Here is a 19,617-nt window from a genome sequence, read left to right on the forward strand (position 1 = left end):
ACCGGACAGGCGAAAGGTCCCGTGGCGCACAGGCGTCACGGGACCTTTCGCGTCGGCAGCGGGTTACACCCAGGTGATCAGCCGCTTGGGCTGCTCCAGGACCGCCGCCACGTCCGCGAGCACCCTGGAGCCCAGCTCGCCGTCGACCAGCCGGTGGTCGAAGGAGAGCGCGAGCGTGGTGACCTGGCGCGGCTTGACCTTGCCCTTGTGCACCCACGGCTGGAGCTTGATCGCTCCGACCGCGAGGATCGCGGACTCGCCGGGGTTCAGGATCGGCGTACCGGTGTCGACGCCGAAGACCCCGACGTTGGTGATCGTGACCGTGCCGCCCTGCATCGCCGCCGGAGTGGTCTTGCCCTCGCGGGCCGTGGCGACCAACTCGCCCAGCGACTGCGCCAGTTCGGGCAGCGTCTTGTCGTGCGCGTCCTTGATGTTCGGCACGATCAGACCGCGCGGGGTGGCCGCGGCGATGCCCAGGTTCACATAGTGCTTCTGGACGATCTCCTGGTTGGCCTCGTCCCAGGCGGCGTTCACCCCGGGGTTGCGCCTGATCGCGACCAGCAGGGCCTTGGCGACCAGCAGCAGCGGATTGACCCGCAGCCCCGCCATGTCCTTGTCGGCCTTCAGCTCGTCCACGAGCTTCATCGTCCGCGTCACGTCGAGGGTGATGAACTCGGTGACGTGCGGCGCGGTGAAGGCGCTGCCGACCATGGCCGCCGCGGTCGCCTTGCGTACGCCCTTGATGGGGATACGGGTTTCCCGGGCCCCTGCCGCGAAGGCCGGCTCGGACGGCGCCGCCTGTGCGGCCGGCACCGGCTCGGGCAGCGCTGGAGCGGGCGCCGGGGCCACCGCCGCGTGGACGTCCTCGCGGGTGATGATCCCGTCGGGGCCGGTCGGGGTGACCGCCGTCAGATCGACACCGAGGTCCTTGGCCAGTTTGCGCACGGGCGGCTTGGCGAGCGGGCGCTCGATGGTGGCCGTGCCCCCGTGACCGTTCAGCTCGCCCTGGATCGCGGCGGCTGCGGCGGGCGGCGCATGGCGCGTACCCGCTGGGGCGGACTGGGTCTGCCCCAAGACGGAGGTCCCCTTGCGGGGGCGGCGCTTGGTGGAGGACTCGGCGACCCCGTAGCCGACGAGGACCGGCTGCCGGCCCTCCGGCTTCTTCTCCTCGGCCTCGGCCGGAGCCGGGGCGGGAGCGGCCACCGGAGCCGACGGCTCCTCGGGCTCGGAGCCCGGGGCCACGTCCACGGTGATGATGGACATGCCGACGTCGACGGTCACGCCCTCCTCGAAGCGGAGCTCGTGCACGACACCGTCGTACGGAATCGGCAGCTCGACGGCCGCCTTCGCCGTCTCCACCTCGCACACGACCTGGCCGTCGGTGACGGTGTCACCGGGCTGGACGTACCACTTGAGGATCTCGGCCTCGGTCAGGCCCTCGCCCACATCGGGCATCTTGAATTCGCGGTAGCGAGACATGGTCTAGGGGCCCTTCTCAGTACGCAAGCGAGCGGTCGACGGCGTCGAGTACCCGGTCCAGACCCGGCAGGTACTCCTCTTCGAGCCTCGCCGGCGGGTACGGCGCGTGGTAGCCGCCGACCCTGAGCACCGGGGCCTCCAGATGGTAGAAGCACCGCTCGGTGATGCGGGCGGCGATCTCCGCGCCGGAGCCGTAGAAGACCGGGGCCTCGTGGACGACGACGAGGTGGCCCGTCTTCTCCACCGACGTCTGGATGGTGTCGAAGTCGATGGGGGACATCGAGCGCAGGTCGACGACCTCGACCGACTTGCCCTCCTCGGCCGCCGCGGCGGCGGCCTCGACGCAGACCTTCACCATCGGCCCGTAGGCGGCGAGGGTGAGGTCGGAGCCGGCCTGGACGACGCGGGCCTTGTGGAGCGGCCCGGGGATCGCCTCGGTGTCGACCTCGCTCTTGTCCCAGTAGCGTCGCTTCGGCTCGAAGAAGATCACCGGGTCGTCGCTCTGGATGGCCTGCTGGAGCATCCAGTACGCGTCGGAGGAGTTGGAGGGCGAGATGACCTTGAGGCCCGGGACATGCGCGAACAGGGCCTCGGGGGACTCGCTGTGGTGCTCGACCGCGCCGATGCCGCCGCCGTAGGGAATACGGATGACGACCGGCATCTTGATCTTGCCGAGCGCACGCGCGTGCATCTTCGCGAGCTGCGTGACGATCTGGTCGTACGCGGGGAAGACGAAGCCGTCGAACTGGATCTCCACGACGGGCCGGTAGCCGCGCAGCGCGAGACCGATGGCCGTGCCGACGATGCCGGACTCGGCCAGCGGGGTGTCGACGACCCGGTCCTCGCCGAAGTCCTTCTGCAGTCCGTCGGTGACCCGGAAGACGCCACCGAGCTTGCCGACGTCCTCACCCATGATCAGGACCTTGGGGTCGGTGTCGAGAGCCTTGCGCAGCGACTCGTTGAGCGCCTTGGCGAGGGGAAGCTTCTGTACGGCCATGGTTAGTTGCCCTCCTCGGCGAAGGACGCCTGGTACGCGAGGAACTGGGCGCGCTCCTCGTCGACAAGGGCGTGCCCGTCTGCGTAGACATTCTCGAAGATGGCCAGGTGGTCCGGGTCGGGCATGGCCCGCACCGCCTCACGCACCCGCTTGCCGAGCGTCTCGCTCTCCTCCTCCAGGGAGGTGAAGAACGCCTCGTCGGCGTGCCCGGCGTTCTCCAGATAGGTACGGAGCCGCAGGATCGGGTCCTTGGCCTCCCATGCCTGGCGCTCCTCGTCCGCCCGGTACTTCGTCGGGTCGTCCGAGGTGGTGTGGGCACCCATGCGGTAGGTGAACGCCTCGACCAGCGTCGGCCCCTCGCCGCGGCGGGCCCGCTCCAGCGCCGACCGGGTCACGGCCAGGCAGGCGAGCACATCGTTGCCGTCGACGCGGATGCCGGGGAAGCCGTAACCCTGGGCGCGCTGGTAGAGCGGCACACGGGTCTGCTTCTCGGTCGGCTCGGAGATCGCCCACTGGTTGTTCTGGCAGAAGAAGACGACCGGGGCGTTGTAGACCGCGGAGAATGTGAACGACTCCGCGACATCGCCCTGGCTGGACGCCCCGTCGCCGAAGTACGCGATCACGGCGGAGTCGGCACCGTCCTTGGCCACGCCCATCGCGTAGCCGGTGGCGTGCAGCGTCTGGGAGCCGATCACGATCGTGTACAGGTGGAAGTTGTTGGTGGTGGGGTCCCAGCCACCGTGGTTCACACCGCGGAACATGCCCAGCAGGTTCGTCGGGTCGACCCCGCGGCACCAGGCGACGCCGTGCTCACGGTAGGTCGGGAAGACGTAGTCGTCGTCGCGCAGCGCGCGGCCCGAGCCGATCTGCGCGGCTTCCTGGCCCAGCAGCGACGCCCACAGTCCGAGCTCGCCCTGCCGCTGAAGCGCGGTGGCCTCCGCGTCGAAGCGGCGGGTCAGGACCATGTCCCGGTAGAGCCCGCGCAGCTCGTCGGCGCTCAGATCGATCTCGAAGTCGGGGTGCTCGACGCGCTCACCCTCGGGCGTCAGCAGCTGAACGAGCTGGGGCTCGGAACTCTGCGGCTTCTGCGCGGCGCTCACCCTCTTGGTGCTGCGTCGCGGTTTGCGCGCGGCAGTGCTCTCCACGGTCACGTGCGTGCTCCTCCGTCGGTCCGGCCCCCGGGTTCGCCGGGTGAGCCAGTACGGCTCGCCTGATTCCAGTACCCGTGCACGGGGTGGGTGCGACGCAGCCGGGAACAGGCGTGACAAGTGCCCCGGCGAACGCCCTGCCAAAGGCACGTTACCCAGTGGGTCGCAATACTGCGAAACCCCACTTGACCTGCGATTTTGCTTGGATTTCCAAGTAAATCGAGAAATGCGGGAACAACCACTGGTCACAGCCTTGCAGGCCGCCGGAACACCGGCACGTTATCCCGGGCACCCCGGGCACGGGAAGAGTAGATGTGTGAAACCGCTTTCGTGCGTGAAGCCGGGGAATCAGGGTGTTTCCGCTGGATGACCACAAGGCCGTCCGGCGTGGCGTCCAGGAACTGCTCTCGCGAGGATCACATCGAAGTCGTCGGCGAGGCGGGAACGGGCCACAGACGCGCTGGTCAGGATCCCCGCGACCCGCCCGGATGTCGCAGTGCCCGACGCGACCCGGACGTCGATCCGGTCCACTTCCGCATCGAGCCGCGGTCCGTCACGGTGCATACGCTGGAATATCTCCAGGAGCAGTCTCTCGGCCACGCTGCGTGATCTAACATATGGTGAGTGCCGCGCTCATCTGCAACTGCCCCACCCGTCGGTGCGCTGCTGCGCCGCTACGAAAACCCGGGCGAACCGCTGTCCTGCGAGCCCGTCACCCAGGGCCTCCTCAACCGCGGCTACCGCCTCGCCACGACCCGCGGCGCGTACTTCCTCAAGCACCACCTCGACGGCGACCGCGACGCCATCGCCCGACAGCACCGGGCGACCCAGCGGCTCCAGACACTCGGTGTCCCGGTCGCACCGCCCGTCGAGGACGCACACGGCGACACGGTCGCCGTGATCGGCGGCCGGTGCTACGCCCTGCACCCCTGGGTCGAGGGCAGGCACCGCGACGGCGCCCAGCTGACCACCCTCCAGTCCCGCCGGCTCGGCTCCCTCCTCGGGCTCGTGCACACCTGTCTGGAGCGGGTGATGGAGGTGGACGCGACGCAGCGCCGCGAGTACGAGAGCGCCGACCCCGAAGAGACCTTCGCGCTCATCGACGAACTGCTGGCCCTGGCTCGCGCCGCGCGTCCCCGGGACGGCTTCGACACCCTGGCCGAGCACCGGCTGCTGGAGCGGCGGGCCCTGCTGGAGCGCCATGCGGACCGCAGGCCGCCCCCGGCCTCCGCGGGCGGCTGGGTGCACGGGGACTTCCACCCGCTGAACCTGCTCTACCGGGACGGGGAACCGGCCGCGATCGTCGACTGGGACCGGCTGGGGGTGCAGCCGCGCGCGGAGGAGGCGGTACGGGCAGCAGCGATCTTCTTCGTCCAGCCGGCCGGGGAGCTGGAGCTGGAGAAGGTCCGGGCGTACGCGCGTGCCTACCGGCGTGCGGCGGGCGCGGACGCGCAGGAGCTGATGGCCGCGGTGCACCGGGTGTGGTGGGAGCGGCTGAACGACTTCTGGATCCTGCGCTGGCGCTACCAGCTGCACGACCGAAGGGCCGACCCGCTGTTTCCTGCGGCGTCGGCCCTGGCGGTGTGGTGGACGAGTGAGTACGAGGCGGTGAGGGAGGCGTTCACGGGCTGACGGGCCGGGGGCCGCGCGCGGTCGAGGCGCGCGGGCCGGCACCAGCCAAGGCCCTTGAACCAGCCCGGGAACCAGCCCCGTTCCAGCCCCGTGGAACCAGGTCCTGTGGAACCAGGTCCTGTGGAACCAGGTCCTGTGGGGTCCTCCGTGACGGAGTCCCGCAGCCAGGGTGAGCAGGCCCGGGGCCGAGTCCCCGGCGTCACCCCGGCCGCACCCGCAACCCGTCAGGGACCGCTGCCCGGATCCCCCGGATTCCCCGTCTGACTGTCCGTCGGCTCCTCCGTCGGCTCCGTCGGCTCCACCGTGGTCGGGTCGTCCGTCGGCTCCTCCGTCGGCTCCGTCGGATCGGCTGTCGTCGGCTTGTCCGTCGGCTTCTGCGGCTTGGTCGGCGTGTACGACGGGGTGTAGGACGGCGTCCAGCTCGGCCGCTCGTCCCCGTCCGAGGGGTCGGGGTCCTCGCTCTGCGTCTCCTCCTTCGACGGCTCGGGCGACTCGACCGGCGTGGAGGGAGTCTGGGAGACCGTGGTCCCGTTCGACGGCGTAGTGCGGTCCTCGTTCGCCTTGTTCAGCGCGAAGGCGACACCACCGGTGATCGCCAGCACGGCCAGGACCGCCAGCAGCCACACCTTCCCGCGACCGCCCTTGCCGCCGTGCCCGTCGTGGTGACCCCCGTCGTACCCGCCGTCGTTGGGGTTCATCGGCGCCAGGAGCGGCCCCTGCGAGGTGTCGCCGTGCACGGGGTGATGCATCGCCGTCGGCCCGGTCATCCCCATCGCCGGGGTGATCGGTCCCTCGTGCATGTCGACCGGACCCGTGTTCCACGCGCCGGTGTGACTGCCCTGCTGCTGCAGCATCTGGAGCGCGTACTGCACCAGGCCGCGCATCTCCTCGGCGCTCTGGAACCGGTCGTCCGGGTCCTTCGCGAGGGAGCGCATCACCAGGCCGTCGAGCTCCGGCGGCACCACGTCCGAGACCTCGGACGGCGGCGACGGGATGTCCTGCACATGCTGGTAGACCACCGAGAGCGGGGTCTCGCCGGTGAACGGGGGCCGCAGGGCGAGGAGTTCATAGAGGAGACAGCCCGTGGCATAGAGATCGGAGCGGTGGTCGACGGCCTTGCCCAGCGCCTGCTCAGGGGAGAGGTACTGAGGCGTGCCCATGACCATGCCGGTCTGCGTCATCGTCGACTGCGCGCCGTGCAGCGCACGGGCGATGCCGAAGTCCATCACCTTCACCGCGCCGGAGTTGGTGATGATGACGTTCGCGGGCTTGATGTCACGGTGCACGATGCCGTGCTGGTGCGAGTAGGCCAGCGCCTCCAGCACACCGGAGACGATGATGAGCGCCTGCTCGGGCGGCGGGGCCTCCGCGTTGACCAGGAGGTCGCGGATGGTGCGCCCCTCGACGAGCTCCATCACGATGTAGGGGACGGTCTGATTGCCGACGATGTCCTCGCCGGAGTCGTAGACCGCAACCACCGCATGGTGGTTGAGACCGGCGACCGACTGTGCCTCGCGTGTGAAGCGGGCCTTGGATACCGGGTCCTCGGCCAGATCGGAGCGGAGCAGCTTGACCGCGACCGTACGACCCAGCCGTACGTCCTCGGCCGCGAACACCTCGGCCATGCCGCCGCGTCCGAGACGGTGCGTCAGGCGGTAGCGGCCGTCGCCGACCAGCCCGCCAATACCGAAGGCGTCCGCCGAATCCGGCACTCCGCCGCCGCCTGCTTCGGGTTCGGGTGCCATCAGTCCTCGCCGTCGTATCTGTCCGCGTGCGTATGGTGCGTGCGGGAGTTCGCTGTAGTCCCCAGGGGGCTGTGCCACGCCACGCTACAGCCTTCGCGCCACGGGGCGGTTTCGAGATGGACCGCCCATGAAACCGGGTGCCGTTCCGGCCACGCAAATTCCCTGCGGTTCCGGTAACGCTTCCGAGACGCTTCTTGTGCGTACGGTCACGGAACGGGCACCCGGCTTGACGTGCAGGGCCCCTCGGGCAGACTTGGCCCGTAAATACGGATCACGTCACGCTATGCGGGTCGCGGGCCTTTCGCGCCGAGGGGGAAGCACAGAATGAGCCACGACGGCGCACGGGGCCGCTATGCGGGAGGTTCGGTCGCCGGCGGGCGCTATCAGCTCCGCGACCTGCTCGGTGAGGGCGGAATGGCGTCCGTGTACCTCGCCTACGACTCTGCGCTCGACCGCCAGGTGGCCATCAAGACCCTCCACACGGAACTGGGGCGCGAACAGTCCTTCCGCGAGCGGTTCCGGCGCGAGGCCCAGGCAGTGGCGAAGCTCTCGCACACCAATATCGTCTCGGTCTTCGACACCGGCGAGGACGAGCTCGACGGTTCGGTGATGCCTTACATCGTCATGGAGTACGTCGAGGGCCAGCCGCTCGGATCCGTACTCCAGGCGGACATCGCCCAGTACGGCGCGATGCCGGCCGACAAGGCGCTGAAGGTGACGGCCGATGTGCTGGCCGCTCTGGAGACCAGCCACGAAATGGGCCTGGTCCACCGCGACATCAAGCCCGGCAACGTGATGATGACCAAGCGCAATGTCGTGAAGGTCATGGACTTCGGCATCGCGCGGGCCATGCAGTCGGGTGTCACCTCGATGACGCAGACCGGCATGGTCGTCGGCACGCCGCAGTATCTGTCGCCCGAGCAGGCGCTGGGGCGCGGTGTCGACGCACGGTCGGACCTCTACTCCGTCGGCATCATGCTGTTCCAGCTGCTGACCGGTCGCCTGCCGTTCGACGCGGACTCGCCGCTGGCGATCGCGTACGCGCATGTGCAGGAGGAGCCGGTCGCTCCGTCCACCATCAACCGCTCCGTCACCCCTGCGATGGACGCGCTGGTCGCCCGCGCCCTGAAGAAGAACCCGAACGAGCGCTTTCCCAGCGCCGCGACGATGCGCGACGAGTGCGCACGGGTGGCGTCCGCGGGCCAGACGGGCGCTCCGGTGATCATCGGCGGCGCTCCGACGTCGAGCGGTGCGGGGGTCGGTTCGGCGGTCTTCCCGCCGCTGGACCAGTCGGCGCCGGTGCCGCAGAGCGTGCAGACGCCGTACCAGCCGGGTCCCTACGGCCCGCCGGCGCCGGCGCCCACACCGGCTCCGACGCCGCAGTACGGGTACCCGCACACGCCCGCGCCCTCGTATCAGCAGCCCCCGCCGATGGCTCAGACGCCACCGCCGTACTCCATCTCCCCCCAGACCGCCCCTGCGGGCGCCGGCGGTGGCATGCGGAACATGCCGGTCATCGTGGGCTCGATCGTGGTGGCGCTGCTGGCGATCGGCGGCCTGATCACGGTGATCGTCATGAACAAGGACGACGGGAGCTGGGACAACACGGGCGGGGACCCGATCTCCAGCCAGCCGGCGGCCGGCCACAAGGGTACGGAGCGGAACCGCACCATCAAGACGACGGAGTGTTCGGACGCCCCGGAGGGGTACAACGACGCGTCCAAGGTGGAGGCACCGGACTTCACCTACAAGGACATCCTCTCGGTGAAGGCATGCGCCCAGACCAAGGGGTGGAAGATCAACGTGACGAAGGTCGACAACGCCCAGTGGGGCGAGGACATCGTCATCACGCAGTTCCCGCTGGCCGACGCCGAGATCTCCGAGGACAACGCGACGTTCGACCTTCAGGTCTCCACCGGCAATCCGCCGCAGTAGTCCGGTCCCGCGGGTACGGCCCGGCACGCGCCTCGCGCCTGCCGGGCCGTACCCGTCCCCCACCCGTACGCCTCCCCGTTTCCCCACCCGTTCCCCCACCCGTACGCGCCCGAGATGCCGGAAACCTAACGGCATGTGACGCTGAGTTCACTGTCTCGGCGACTCGGCGACTCTGCACGGGAGGGGGTCACCCGGTGACTCCAAAGCTCCAGCTCCGCACCCGCTGCGCGATCACGGTCGTCTCGGTCCTGCTGCTGGCCACGCCCGTCGCGTACGCCGAGGAGTACGACTCCCCCGACTCCGCCCCCACGGTCAGACCCTCCGCCACCCACTCCTTCGCGGGCCGGCCGGCCGGTGAGGGCCGTCCGCGGCCCGGACGGACTCCCCAGAAGCACACCCCGTACGCCAACGACGACTCCGAGCGACAGGATCCCGACGGCAGGGAACGCGAGGAGCCGCGGCGCTCCCCGTCCGGCACCCGCTCCGATGCGCCTTCCGCGTCCGTCTCCCCCTCTCGTACCCCATCGGCCGCCCCGTCCCGTACTCGCCCCTCGGTACAGCAGACCCTTCCTGAGGAGGACGAGGCTCCGGAAACGGACGAGCAGCAGGAGGCGCTCGTCCCGCCGACGCCGACCCCGAGCGGAAGCGAACCGGCCGCCGCACGTCAGCAGGCCCCTCAAGCCGTTCCCCAGCCGGTCGCGCAGCAGATCTCGCCCCTGTCGCTGGGCATCGGGATGGCTCTCATGGGCCTCGGAATCGGCTTTCTGGGCGTCCGGCTCAGGCGTCGCTGATCGCGCCCTCCTCCTCAGGACGGACCCCCAGGCTCCGTCTGCCGATGGTTGGCCCGGCCCGGCATACCCGGTATACATACTGAGTATGTCCATCCGTCACGGGCTTCTCGCCCTGCTTGAGCACGGCCCTCGATACGGCTCCCAGCTCCGTACCGAGTTCGAGTCGCGCACCGGTGCCACCTGGCCGCTCAACGTCGGCCAGGTCTATACGACCCTCAACCGTCTGGAGCGCGACGGCATGGTCGCCCAGAGCGGCGAAGACGACGCCGGCCACGCGCTCTATGTCATCACCGAGGCCGGGCACGCCGAGTTGAAGAGCTGGTTCGCGACGCCCGTGGACCGCAGCAGCCCGCCCCGCGACGAGCTCGCCATCAAGCTCGCGATGGCAGTGGGCGCTCCCGGCGTGGACATCCGTCATGTCATCCAGTCCCAGCGGCATCACACCGTCAAGGCGATGCAGGACTACACCCGGCTCAAGGCGCAGGCACTGGCCGCGATCGAGAGCGGGGACTCGAAGGAGCGCGATGACGTGGCCTGGCTGCTCGTCCTCGAACAGCTGATCTTCCAGACCGAGGCAGAGGCACGCTGGCTCGACCACTGCGAGGTGCGCCTCATCAGGCTCTCCGCGACGACCGTGCGCACCGGCGGGCAGGCTGCCCCACAGGGCGAGGCGGTGCAAGGGGCAGACGGGGGCACCGATGCCATGACGGCCGCGTCCGTCGTCGCGCCCGCCAGACCCGCCTCGTCCGCGCCGGGGCAGCCCACTCCACCCACCTAGCGCCCCGGCTGCCACAGGCCCGTTTGCCACCCACCTAGCGCCCCGGCTGCCACAGGCCCGTTTGCCACCCGCCCACGGCGCGGGGTGCGACCGGGACCGAAGGCCGCAGGTCGATTCCGGGGCCCGGGACCGCGGTCGGTTCCGAGATCAGTGGCCGCCCACGGACCCGCTCGGATCACCCGCCGGCTCGGCCGCAGATCATCCGGAGCCGAACAGCTCACCCACCACTTCTCACCACCTCTCCGTACAGCCACTCGCGCGTACGCCATCCGTCCAAGGGGGAACCCACCCATGTCCCACTACTCGTCACAGCACCCCGTGCTGCAACTCCAGCAACTGAAGCGGGTCCACGGCAGCGGAGCCACCGAGGTGCACGCGCTGCGCGGCATCAACCTCGATGTGTTTCCCGGTGAACTCGTCGCCGTCATGGGCCCGTCGGGCTCCGGCAAGTCCACGCTGCTCACCATCGCCGGCGGCCTTGACATGCCCACCTCTGGGCGGGTGCTGGTCGAGAACACCGACATCACCACCGCCGATCGCAAGAAGCTCGCCGCCCTGCGCCGCCGCAGCATCGGCTACGTCTTCCAGGACTACAACCTCATCCCGGCGCTCACCGCCGCCGAGAACGTCTCTCTTCCTCGCGAGCTGGACGGCATGTCCGCCCGCAAGGCCCGCACCGAGGCCGTCGCCGCACTGGAGGAGATGGAGCTGGGCCATCTCGCCGATCGCTTCCCGGACGAGATGTCGGGTGGCCAGCAGCAGCGTGTGGCCATCGCCCGCGCCCTGGTCGGCGAGCGCCGGCTCGTCCTCGCCGACGAGCCCACAGGCGCTCTGGACTCCGAGACCGGCGAGTCCGTACTCGCCCTGCTGCGCTCCCGCTGCGACGCGGGCGCGGCCGGTGTTCTCGTGACCCACGAACCGCGCTTCGCCGCCTGGGCGGACCGTGTCGTCTTCCTGCGGGACGGCGCCGTCGTCGACCAGACCGTCCGCAGCGAGGCCGCCTCTCTGCTCCCGGGCCAGGTGGCCGGACTGTGAACAGCTGGTACAACTCCTGGCGGGCCGCGATCCGGATCGCCCGCCGCGACGCCTGGCGCTCCAAGGGACGCAGTTTCCTGGTCCTGGCGATGATCGCCCTTCCCATCCTCGGTGTCAGCGCCGCGGATCTGACGCTGCGCAGCGCCGAACTCTCCACCGAGCAGAAGCTGGAGCGCACGCTCGGCGCCGCCGACGCCCGGGTGACAGACCCCGGCGTCGGCGGAGCGCCGCTGATGCAGGACCCCGGCAACTCCAACAACTACGCCATGGTGGACAACTCTGACGGGAAGCCCTCGCCCGAGGGCAAGACCGACGTGGCCAAGGCACTGCCCACCGGAGCCAAGTCCCTGCCGGACTCGGTGGGTTCGGCGAAGCTGCTTACCACGCACGGCCTGCTGAACACCCAGATACGGGAGTTGCAGTCCTCGGACCCGATGGCCAAGGGCCTCATGACCGTCACCGAGGGCCGCCTACCGCAGAAGGCCGACGAGGTCGCCGCGACCACGCACTTCCTGGAGTCCAGCGGTCTGAAGGTGGGCGGCAAGCTCAAGGCCCGCAGCCTCGACAGCGAGTACAAGATCGTCGGTGCGTACGAACTGCCCGACACGCTCAAGGGCGACCAGGTCAACGCGCTGCCGGGTGCGCTGCTCGCGCCGCTCGACAAAGCCCTCGAAAAGGCAGGGCTGCCTCTCTCGGAGCCGAGCATCACCTATCTGGTGACCGTTCCCGACGGTTTCACGTGGAACATGGTCAAGGAGGCCAACGGCAAGGGTGTGACGGTCGCTTCGCGCGCCGTGGCCCTCGACCCGCCCGCCCAGGCCGACATTCCGCTGTTCAAGTACGAGGGCTGGGGCACCTTCGAGGAGAGCACGGCCGCCAAGGCCGCAACCCTCGCCGCCGTCCTCACGGTCGTCGGTCTCGCGATGCTGGAGATCTGCCTGCTGGCGGGCCCCGCCTTCGCCGTAGGCGCCCGGCGCTCGCGCCGCCAGCTCGGTCTGGTCGGCGCCAACGGCGGCGACCGCCGGCACATCCGCGCCATCGTCCTCGCCGGCGGACTGGTGATCGGCATCGCCGCGGCCGTGGTCGGCACGATCCTCGGTCTGCTGCTCACCTTCGCGCTGCAACCGGTGCTCGAGGACTCCATGGGCAAGCGTTTCGGCAACTTCGACGTACGGCCTCTGGAGCTCCTCGGCATCGCCGTGCTCGCCGTGCTCACGGGTCTGATGGCCGCGGTCGTCCCGGCCATCACCTCCTCCCGGCAGTCCGTTCTGGCCTCGCTCACCGGCCGCCGCGGCGTCCGCAGGAGCAGCCGGGTGCTGCCCGTGATCGGCCTGATCGCGATCGCCCTCGGCACGGCGATCGCGCTCTACGGATCGGTGATGACCGACCAGTCCATCGTGGTCGCGGGCGGTAGCGCCGTGGCCGAGCTGGGCGTGGTCGCCCTGACCCCCGTCCTGGTGGGACTCTTCGGCCGGGCCGGCCGCATCCTCCCGCTCTCCCCGCGCCTCGCGCTGCGGGACGCGGTACGCAACCGGGGCCGCACGGCTCCCGCGGTCGCCGCGGTACTGGCCGCGGTCGCGGGAACGGTGGCCGTGATGACGTACGCCGCGAGCAGCGACGCACAGAACGAGGCGGAGTACAAAGCAGGGCTGCCGTACGGCGCGGTCGCCGTGATGCTCGACGAGGCCGGCGGTCGCGACGTCCCGTCGGTGCGCGCCACCGTTCAGAGGCTGCTGCCGATCGACGAACGGGCCGATGTGGACCGGATCTCGGTCGGCAAGTCGAACTGCTCGATGTCCGACAGCTCAGCGGGCTGCGGCCGCTACGAAGTGATCGTGCCCAAGGCCAACCAGTGCCCGCTGTGGATGACCGATCCGGCTCACCCGGACCAGAACCCCGCGGAGAAGTTCAGCAAGGCCGAGCGCCGCAAGCTCGCCAAGGACTGGCGGTGCAAGGAGTCGGGCGGCGGCGAGTACACGAGCGGAGGTCTGCTGATCGCCGACGCCAAGCTGCTCAAGGTGCTCGAAATCAACGATCCCGCGGCCGAGAAGGCGCTGGCGGCGGGGCAGATCGTCTCCTTCGACAAGCGCAATCTCGACAGCAAGGGCAAGATCAGCATTCGTCTGATCACCGACACCAAGGCGGCCGACGCGGCTACGGCGAAGGGGAAGGACGCGCCGGGCGAGGTCAAGGCGTTCACCGCTCACGAAGCATCCGGTTCTCCGAATGCGTACGGCGTCTCGATGATCCTCGCACCGGCCGCGGCCAAGGCGGCGGGCATCAGCAGCGCGCCGCTCGGGGCGTTCTACTCGACCGACAGGATGCCCACCGGCGAGCAGCGCCAGCGGCTGGACGCGGAGCTCGACAAGACCGGCTCGGATATCAATCTCCGCGTCGAGGAGGGCTATGTCAGCAAAAACAGCATCATCCTGCTGTCCCTGACCATCTTCGCGGGCCTGATCACCGTCGGTGCGGCCGGTATCGCCACGGGCCTGGCCCAGGCCGACGCCGAGGCCGATCTGAAGACGCTCGCCGCGGTGGGCGCGCCGCCTCGCGTACGCAGGACGCTGAGCGGGTTCCAGTGTGGCGTGGTGGCCGCAATGGGCGTGGTGCTGGGCTCCGCGGCCGGTGTCCTGCCGGCGATCGGTCTGCGGCTCACGGAGGAGCGCGAGCAGATGAGGTTCTTCCAGCGGTCGCTCGACCAGGGCTTTGCCTTGGCCGACGTGGCACCGGACGTGCCGATCATCGTGCCGTGGGGCACCCTGGCAGCGCTCCTCGTCGCAGTCCCGCTCGGCGCGGCGCTCCTGGCCGCCCTGGTGACCCGCTCCCGCGGGGCGTTGTCCCGCCGCGAAGCGACCTGACAGACATATCCGGCGGTTTTGTGCCCCCGCACGAGGGTGGATCACCTTCGTACGGGGGCACACCGTGTGGTGACGCACAAGTGCGAGAGAATGGCAGCATGGAGATGCCGAGGAATGAACGGTCGCACGAGAGCCCCCATGTCCTTGTTGTGGGACAGGACGGAATGGCACTCGGCGGCAGTGACGGTGACGACGAGTCGCGCGAGGTCCCGGTGACGGAAATGGTGGAGCAGCCTGCGAAGGTCATGCGCATCGGCAGCATGATCAAGCAGCTGCTGGAAGAAGTCAGGGCGGCGCCTCTGGACGAGGCGAGCCGAGTGCGCCTGAAAGCGATCCACGCCAGCTCGGTGAAGGAGCTGGAGGACGGCCTGGCTCCGGAGCTCGTCGAGGAACTCGAACGTCTCTCGCTCCCGTTCACCGACGAGGCGATCCCCTCCGAGGCTGAACTGCGCATCGCGCAGGCTCAGTTGGTGGGCTGGCTGGAGGGCCTGTTCCACGGCATCCAGACGGCTCTGTTCGCCCAGCAAATGGCAGCCCGCGCCCAACTGGAGCAGATGCGCCGGGCACTCCCTCCGGGCACCTCCCACGAGGACGACGAGGACGGGCCGCACGGAGCGATCCGCTCGGGCCCGTACCTGTAGGCAGCCGCGGACGGTACCCGCGCGGAGGGGGTTGGGGTGCGGGGTACCTCGACCCCCTCACTCTGTGCCCGCCCCGCGCCTGCGGCCGGGCCCGCGCGGGCGGCGCCGGGCTCGCGCCTCCGGGCACGGGGGATGCGCAGTACCCCCGAACTCAGAGGCGGGCAGGCGGGGATACGCCCGGGCTCAGCCGCACCGCCCCACCGCACCCCGTCCCCCTCGGTCCCCCACTACCAACAGCACCTTCCCCACGTTCTCGCCCGCCTCCAGCACCCGATGCCCCTCCGCCGCCTGCGACATCGGGATCCTGCGGTCCACCACCGCCCGCACCCGGCCGTCCTCGATCAGGGGCCAGACGTGCTCCCGCACGGCTGCCACGATCGATGCCTTCTCACCCAACGGCCGTGCGCGCAGCGATGTCGCCGTGACCGCGGCCCGCTTGCCCAGCAGCGTCGCCAGGTTCAACTCCCCCTTGGCACCGCCCTGCAGGCCAATCACGGCAAGGCGGCCGTTGACCGCCAGTGCCCGCACGTTCCGGTCCAGATACTTCGCGCCGACGATGTCGAGAATGACGTCCGCCCCCGCCCCCTCCGTCGACTTCCGCAGCTCCTCCACGAAGTCCTGTTCCCGGTAGTCGATGAGCATGTCCGCGCCCAGCTCGGCGCACCGCTCAAGCTTCTCCGGGCCGCCCGCCGTGACCGCGACCCGCGCCCCGACGGCCTTGGCCAGCTGGATCGCCATCGTGCCGATCCCGCTCGCGCCCCCGTGCACCAGCAGCGTCTCTCCCGGCCTCAGATGCGCAATCATGAACACGTTGGACCAGACCGTCGAGGTCACCTCCGGCAGCGCCGCCGCGGTCACCAGGTCCATCCCCTCGGGCACCGGCAGCAACTGCCCCGCCGGCACGGCGACCTTCTCCGCGTAGCCACCGCCGGCCAGCAGTGCGCACACCTCGTCGCCCACGGCCCACGCCGAGACCCCCGGCCCCACGGCCGCAATGCGCCCCGAGCACTCAAGACCGGGATACGGAGACGAGCCGGGCGGCGGATCGTAGAAACCCTGCCGTTGCAGCAGATCCGCTCGGTTGACGGCACTCGCCACCACATCGACGAGGACCTCTCCCTCGCCGGCTACGGGATCGGGCACCTCGGCCCGGACAAGCACTTCGGGGCCACCGGGTTCGGGAATCGTGATCGCATACATGGGCGCGAGGCTACTCCGCAGCCGGGCTATTCAGAGGTGTTGAACGGTGAGCCCCCCTCGGCCCGAACGATCGTGATCAGGCGGTCCGTCAACTGCAGCGGGCTGGCCGCCGGATCGTCGTAGCCGATCAGCCGGTGTCCCCGCAGCACGCTCACCACCAGGTCGTCCGTCTCCCGCACGCTCCGCCCCACCTCGGCCTTTATCACCGGCCGTTCGATGAGATCGAGCCCGCTGCCCTGCTGGATGAGGTCCTCCATCACCGTGCCGGCGCTGGGACTGAGGACGGACAGACCCAGCAGGCGCCCCGCCGCACTGGAGCTGGTGATCACCGCATCGGCACCGGACTGGCGCAACAGGGGCGCGTTCTCCTCCTCCCGCACCGCAGCCACGATCTTCGCCCCACGGTTGAGCTGCCGCGCTGTCAGCGTGACGAGCACCGCTGTGTCGTCGCGCTGCGTCGCGATGACGATCTGGCGGGCCTTCTGCACCTCCGCACGGAGCAGCACATCACTGCGTGTCGCATCGCCGATCACCCCGACGAAGCCCTCGGCGTTGGCCGCCTCGATCACCTTGGTGCTGGGATCGACGATGATGATCTGTTCCTTCCGAAGACCTGTGGCGGTCAGCGTCTGCATCGCCGCCCGGCCCTTGGTACCGAAGCCGACGACGACGGTGTGCTCACGCAAGCGAAGCCTCCAGTGGTTTTCCGAAAGTAACCTGAATACATGAGCGATGATCTCGTGAAGCGGGCCCGCTGGGGAATCTTGAAGGCCAGAACTGGGCTGGTCTCGTCCGACTCTCCTTCGAGCTCAACGATGGCCCCGGTACCGATAGGAATGACGCTACCGACACCACGGAGACCAAGAAGGGATTCCGCCCCTGAGGCCGCCGAGCCGCCAGCAGGCGCGCATGAGAGCCCGGATGTGCTTGGTCACCGGGACCGCGTCGATGTCTTCGCACGTCGAGAGCCGGTGGTCGGTGCCGGCGCCTGTCTCGCTCGCTCCCTTGGCCGCGTACGTCGCGACGTACGCGGCCACGGCTTCATCATCCGGGCCGAGGCTGTCCGTATGCAGAGGACGAGCGTCGACCTGGGCTCCCCAGCGCAGGGCAAGTACACCGACAGCGGGGCTGTGTGCGGTGCGGACCACGACTCGATGCGCTGACGCTCGCACGGCGTCGATCAGCCGATCCGCGGTGCCCCATGCCGGGGTTTCGTCGTCCGGTCCGGCCGGGCCGTCGAGGCGTACGACCGCGTGTACGTGGACGGCGCCGCGCTTCTGGTACTCGGCGACGCGGGCGAAGGATAGCCGCGCGTGGTCCGGAAAGCGGGACTGTGCCAGGCCGACCGCGGAGGCGAGGCGACGCCGGACTCCGATGACGAAGCGGTCCCAGAGCTTGCCCGCGTGGGCGTGCCACAGCGCGTGGACCGGGTAGTCGTAACAGTCGGCGCAGAGGGGTTGGCCGACGAGGGAGTCGGTTGTGTCATGGGCGGCGCCGCAGCTGAGGGGACGACCGTGCTCGCATTCCTCGCCGTCCCGTCGGGGTCGGCAGCGATCCCCGGCCCGGTGCACGGGGCCGAAGACGGGGCTGTCAGCGTGACGAAGAGGCCAAGGGAAAGGCATCCCCGCGCGCCATGTCGTTGTTCTTGGCCATGGAGGCCCGTGCCTTCTCCAACGCGGGTGATCCGATCGGGGCAGGCAGGGCCATGAACGAAGCGGAACGCCACTTCGAGCGCGCCGACGCGGGCGAAGACCCGGAATGGCTCGGCTACTTCGACCCCGCGGAGCTCATGGGCGAGTTGTGCCACTGCTTCCGCGACCTCAAAATGCGCCGCGAATCTGTGGAGCATGCGCAGCGGGCAGTGAACGACACCGACCCGAAGTACGCACGCACTCTCGGTTTCTGCCGCATGGTGCTCGCCCAGAATCAGCTACTGAACGGCGAGCTGGAACCGGCCGTCACCACGGCGAGCCTCGCGGTCGACGGCGGCGACTCTCTCCAGTCCGCCCGCTTCCAGCGCTACGTCACCGACTTCCAGACCGAGGTCAGCGTCCACTCGACGAACCCGACGGTGTCCGCCTTCAACAACCAGGTTCGCGACGGCTCGACCGCCTGGAGGACGAGTAGGCCAGGATGTGGATCCCATCACCTGCCCGGTCAGCTCCTCGGCGCCACCGCTGTCGACGAACCCGACTTCGTTCAGCACGTCTTCACGCTTCACGATGCCTCTACGCGGTTGCCAGTGCCCCAGATTTGCGCGCCGTTGGTGATGGACATGGCCTTGTCTCGTCGTTCCAGGCTGCCGCTCGGGGCGTTAAGCGAGGCGAGCTCTCCTGAGCGCTGGTCGAGCAGGATCAGGTTGGTCCCCGACCATGCCGCTGCCAAGGTTTGTTCCAGATCGACATCACCGTCGAGCAGGCTTGGGAACTCTCCAAGGTCTTTGCAGGAGTTCGCATCCAGGTCGAGGACTGCTAGGCGACTGCCACCAGCAGCTTGTACGGCGGTGGCGTACCACCGTCCGCTGGGGTCGAGAACACCAACGCCGACTGGGTCGCCGGCTTCGCAGTCGGGTGCGTCCTTGGTCTTCTTTTCCTCAGTGTCATAGGTCTTGGTGCAGGTGCTGGCGGAGCAGTCGTCCAGCCGCCACACGACACGGTTTGCGCCCGAGGCAAGCGCGGTGGCTCCTTTCGCGAGAACGCGGGCGACGGCGGTGCCGTCCTTGTTGAGGAGGACAACGGAAGTCTCAGCCTTGGTGCCGCCTGCTGAGGCGGGGTCACCGGTGGTCTGGTGGGCCACGATCCCGTGCACGGTTTCGGCCACTGGCTCAACGCCACATGGCAGGGGAACTACCTGCTGTGACGGACGGCCCGACGTCTCGCGCTTGGTGACGGTGAACTTCGCGCGGACCGTCTGGGGCAATTCCTGTCCGCCACACTCTGCGGCGGTGGACCCCTCTGTGACAGTCCACAATTTCTTCCCATCTCCCGCCGGGAACCAAGCGGTCGCCTCGCCGAGGAGAACGGCGTGGTCGGGGTGATCAGGAGAAATGGAAACGGCCCCGCCGTCGCGGATTCCGACGATTTCTCCGGAGCGGAGCTGACGCGGGTCCGTAAGCCGATAGGTATCCAGATTTTCTGTGGCGTCCGGGCGCCTCCCGACGATCTCGGGTTTTGAGTCAAGGTCTTTGAGGACAGCGACTTCTCCCCCCAGGTCCACCACAATCCCCCGAGCAGGCCGGGCGGCCGCGGAGTCCTGCGAGCAGCCACTGGCGCCGACGGTCACCAGCAAGGCGACTGCGCAAGCAGCGCTCAGGCGGCCAGTCCGGTCGGTCCGCCACGAGGTGCCTTGAGTACGGGTTAACACAGATCCCCCCAG

General features: G+C 69.4%; 14 protein-coding genes and 2 pseudogenes. 8 read left to right on the forward strand and 8 right to left on the reverse strand.

What is annotated here, in order from left to right; all coding sequences use genetic code 11:
• Positions 1-63 precede the first annotated feature (63 nt).
• The 3 genes from OG293_RS17060 to pdhA are packed head-to-tail and all read right to left on the reverse strand — an operon-like array spanning position 64 to position 3,627.
• Positions 64-1,479, reverse strand: a complete 1,416-nt coding sequence (locus tag OG293_RS17060) for a dihydrolipoamide acetyltransferase family protein (RefSeq protein ID WP_405999651.1) — start codon at positions 1,477-1,479, stop codon at positions 64-66.
• Between the two features lie 16 nt (positions 1,480-1,495).
• Positions 1,496-2,476, reverse strand: coding sequence for an alpha-ketoacid dehydrogenase subunit beta (locus OG293_RS17065; protein WP_405999652.1), 981 nt, complete (start codon positions 2,474-2,476; stop codon positions 1,496-1,498).
• A gap of 2 nt (positions 2,477-2,478) precedes the next feature.
• Positions 2,479-3,627, reverse strand: coding sequence for a pyruvate dehydrogenase (acetyl-transferring) E1 component subunit alpha (pdhA, locus tag OG293_RS17070; RefSeq protein ID WP_405999653.1), 1,149 nt, complete (start codon positions 3,625-3,627; stop codon positions 2,479-2,481).
• 621 nt (positions 3,628-4,248) lie between these two features.
• On the opposite strand from pdhA, the gene OG293_RS17075 reads away from it, so the two are divergent.
• Positions 4,249-5,256, forward strand: coding sequence for a phosphotransferase (locus tag OG293_RS17075; protein ID WP_405999654.1), 1,008 nt, complete (start codon positions 4,249-4,251; stop codon positions 5,254-5,256).
• 224 nt (positions 5,257-5,480) lie between these two features.
• On the opposite strand, the gene OG293_RS17080 is transcribed toward OG293_RS17075, so the two are convergent.
• Positions 5,481-7,001 carry a protein kinase domain-containing protein gene (locus OG293_RS17080; RefSeq protein WP_405999655.1) on the reverse strand — a complete coding sequence of 507 codons (1,521 nt, stop codon included), beginning with the start codon at positions 6,999-7,001 and terminating at the stop codon, positions 5,481-5,483.
• Between the two features lie 324 nt (positions 7,002-7,325).
• On the opposite strand from OG293_RS17080, the gene OG293_RS17085 reads away from it, so the two are divergent.
• From OG293_RS17085 to OG293_RS17110, 6 genes are all read left to right on the forward strand, one after another.
• Positions 7,326-8,936 carry a protein kinase domain-containing protein gene (locus OG293_RS17085; protein ID WP_405999656.1) on the forward strand — a complete coding sequence of 537 codons (1,611 nt, stop codon included), beginning with the start codon at positions 7,326-7,328 and terminating at the stop codon, positions 8,934-8,936.
• Positions 8,937-9,130: 194 nt separating this feature from the next.
• Positions 9,131-9,727, forward strand: coding sequence for a hypothetical protein (locus OG293_RS17090; protein WP_405999657.1), 597 nt, complete (start codon positions 9,131-9,133; stop codon positions 9,725-9,727).
• A gap of 85 nt (positions 9,728-9,812) precedes the next feature.
• Entirely contained in the window at positions 9,813-10,505 is a 693-nt protein-coding gene (locus tag OG293_RS17095; RefSeq protein ID WP_405999658.1) for a PadR family transcriptional regulator, read from the forward strand.
• A 291-nt stretch (positions 10,506-10,796) separates the two neighbouring features.
• Positions 10,797-11,540, forward strand: coding sequence for an ABC transporter ATP-binding protein (locus tag OG293_RS17100; protein WP_405999659.1), 744 nt, complete (start codon positions 10,797-10,799; stop codon positions 11,538-11,540).
• A complete protein-coding gene (locus OG293_RS17105) occupies positions 11,537-14,401 on the forward strand; it encodes an FtsX-like permease family protein (protein WP_405999660.1) in 2,865 nt (954 codons plus the stop codon). Before OG293_RS17100 ends, OG293_RS17105 begins: the two co-directional genes overlap by 4 nt.
• Positions 14,402-14,499: 98 nt before the next feature.
• A complete protein-coding gene (locus tag OG293_RS17110; protein ID WP_405999661.1) occupies positions 14,500-15,042 on the forward strand; it encodes a bacterial proteasome activator family protein in 543 nt (180 codons plus the stop codon).
• Between the two features lie 183 nt (positions 15,043-15,225).
• On the opposite strand, the gene OG293_RS17115 is transcribed toward OG293_RS17110, so the two are convergent.
• The 3 genes and pseudogenes from OG293_RS17115 to OG293_RS17125 form a co-directional block, all read right to left on the reverse strand.
• Positions 15,226-16,242: an NAD(P)H-quinone oxidoreductase gene (locus OG293_RS17115; RefSeq protein WP_405999662.1), complete on the reverse strand. Its 1,017-nt coding sequence runs from the start codon at positions 16,240-16,242 to the stop codon at positions 15,226-15,228.
• Positions 16,243-16,268: 26 nt separating this feature from the next.
• Positions 16,269-16,946: pseudogene (locus OG293_RS17120) on the reverse strand (potassium channel family protein); the annotation flags it as partial.
• 138 nt (positions 16,947-17,084) lie between these two features.
• Complete coding sequence (locus OG293_RS17125; RefSeq protein ID WP_405999663.1) at positions 17,085-17,813, reverse strand: replication initiator; 729 nt, start codon at positions 17,811-17,813, stop codon at positions 17,085-17,087.
• 29 nt (positions 17,814-17,842) lie between these two features.
• Between OG293_RS17125 and OG293_RS17130 the strand changes: the two are divergent.
• A pseudogene (locus OG293_RS17130) lies at positions 17,843-18,369 on the forward strand (sporulation protein); the annotation flags it as partial.
• A 90-nt stretch (positions 18,370-18,459) separates the two neighbouring features.
• Here the strand turns inward: OG293_RS17130 and OG293_RS17135 are convergent.
• Positions 18,460-19,530: a hypothetical protein gene (locus OG293_RS17135; protein WP_405999664.1), complete on the reverse strand. Its 1,071-nt coding sequence runs from the start codon at positions 19,528-19,530 to the stop codon at positions 18,460-18,462.
• Positions 19,531-19,617: the final 87 nt, after the last annotated feature.

It is taken from the genome of Streptomyces sp. NBC_00829, from assembly GCF_045161795.1.
In the GTDB taxonomy this organism is placed as follows: Bacteria; Actinomycetota; Actinomycetes; order Streptomycetales; family Streptomycetaceae; genus Streptomyces.

Excerpts from the sequence above, each read along its gene's own strand:
- OG293_RS17060 (WP_405999651.1), bottom strand. The coding sequence starts at position 1,479 with ATGTCTCGCTACCGCGAATTCAAGATGCCCGATGTGGGCGAGGGCCTG.
- OG293_RS17110 (WP_405999661.1), top strand. The coding sequence starts at position 14,500 with ATGGAGATGCCGAGGAATGAACGGTCGCACGAGAGCCCCCATGTCCTT.
- OG293_RS17080 (WP_405999655.1), bottom strand. The coding sequence starts at position 7,001 with ATGGCACCCGAACCCGAAGCAGGCGGCGGCGGAGTGCCGGATTCGGCG.
- OG293_RS17100 (WP_405999659.1), top strand. The coding sequence starts at position 10,797 with ATGTCCCACTACTCGTCACAGCACCCCGTGCTGCAACTCCAGCAACTG.
- OG293_RS17115 (WP_405999662.1), bottom strand. The coding sequence starts at position 16,242 with ATGTATGCGATCACGATTCCCGAACCCGGTGGCCCCGAAGTGCTTGTC.
- OG293_RS17065 (WP_405999652.1), bottom strand. The coding sequence starts at position 2,476 with ATGGCCGTACAGAAGCTTCCCCTCGCCAAGGCGCTCAACGAGTCGCTG.
- OG293_RS17095 (WP_405999658.1), top strand. The coding sequence starts at position 9,813 with ATGTCCATCCGTCACGGGCTTCTCGCCCTGCTTGAGCACGGCCCTCGA.
- OG293_RS17085 (WP_405999656.1), top strand. The coding sequence starts at position 7,326 with ATGAGCCACGACGGCGCACGGGGCCGCTATGCGGGAGGTTCGGTCGCC.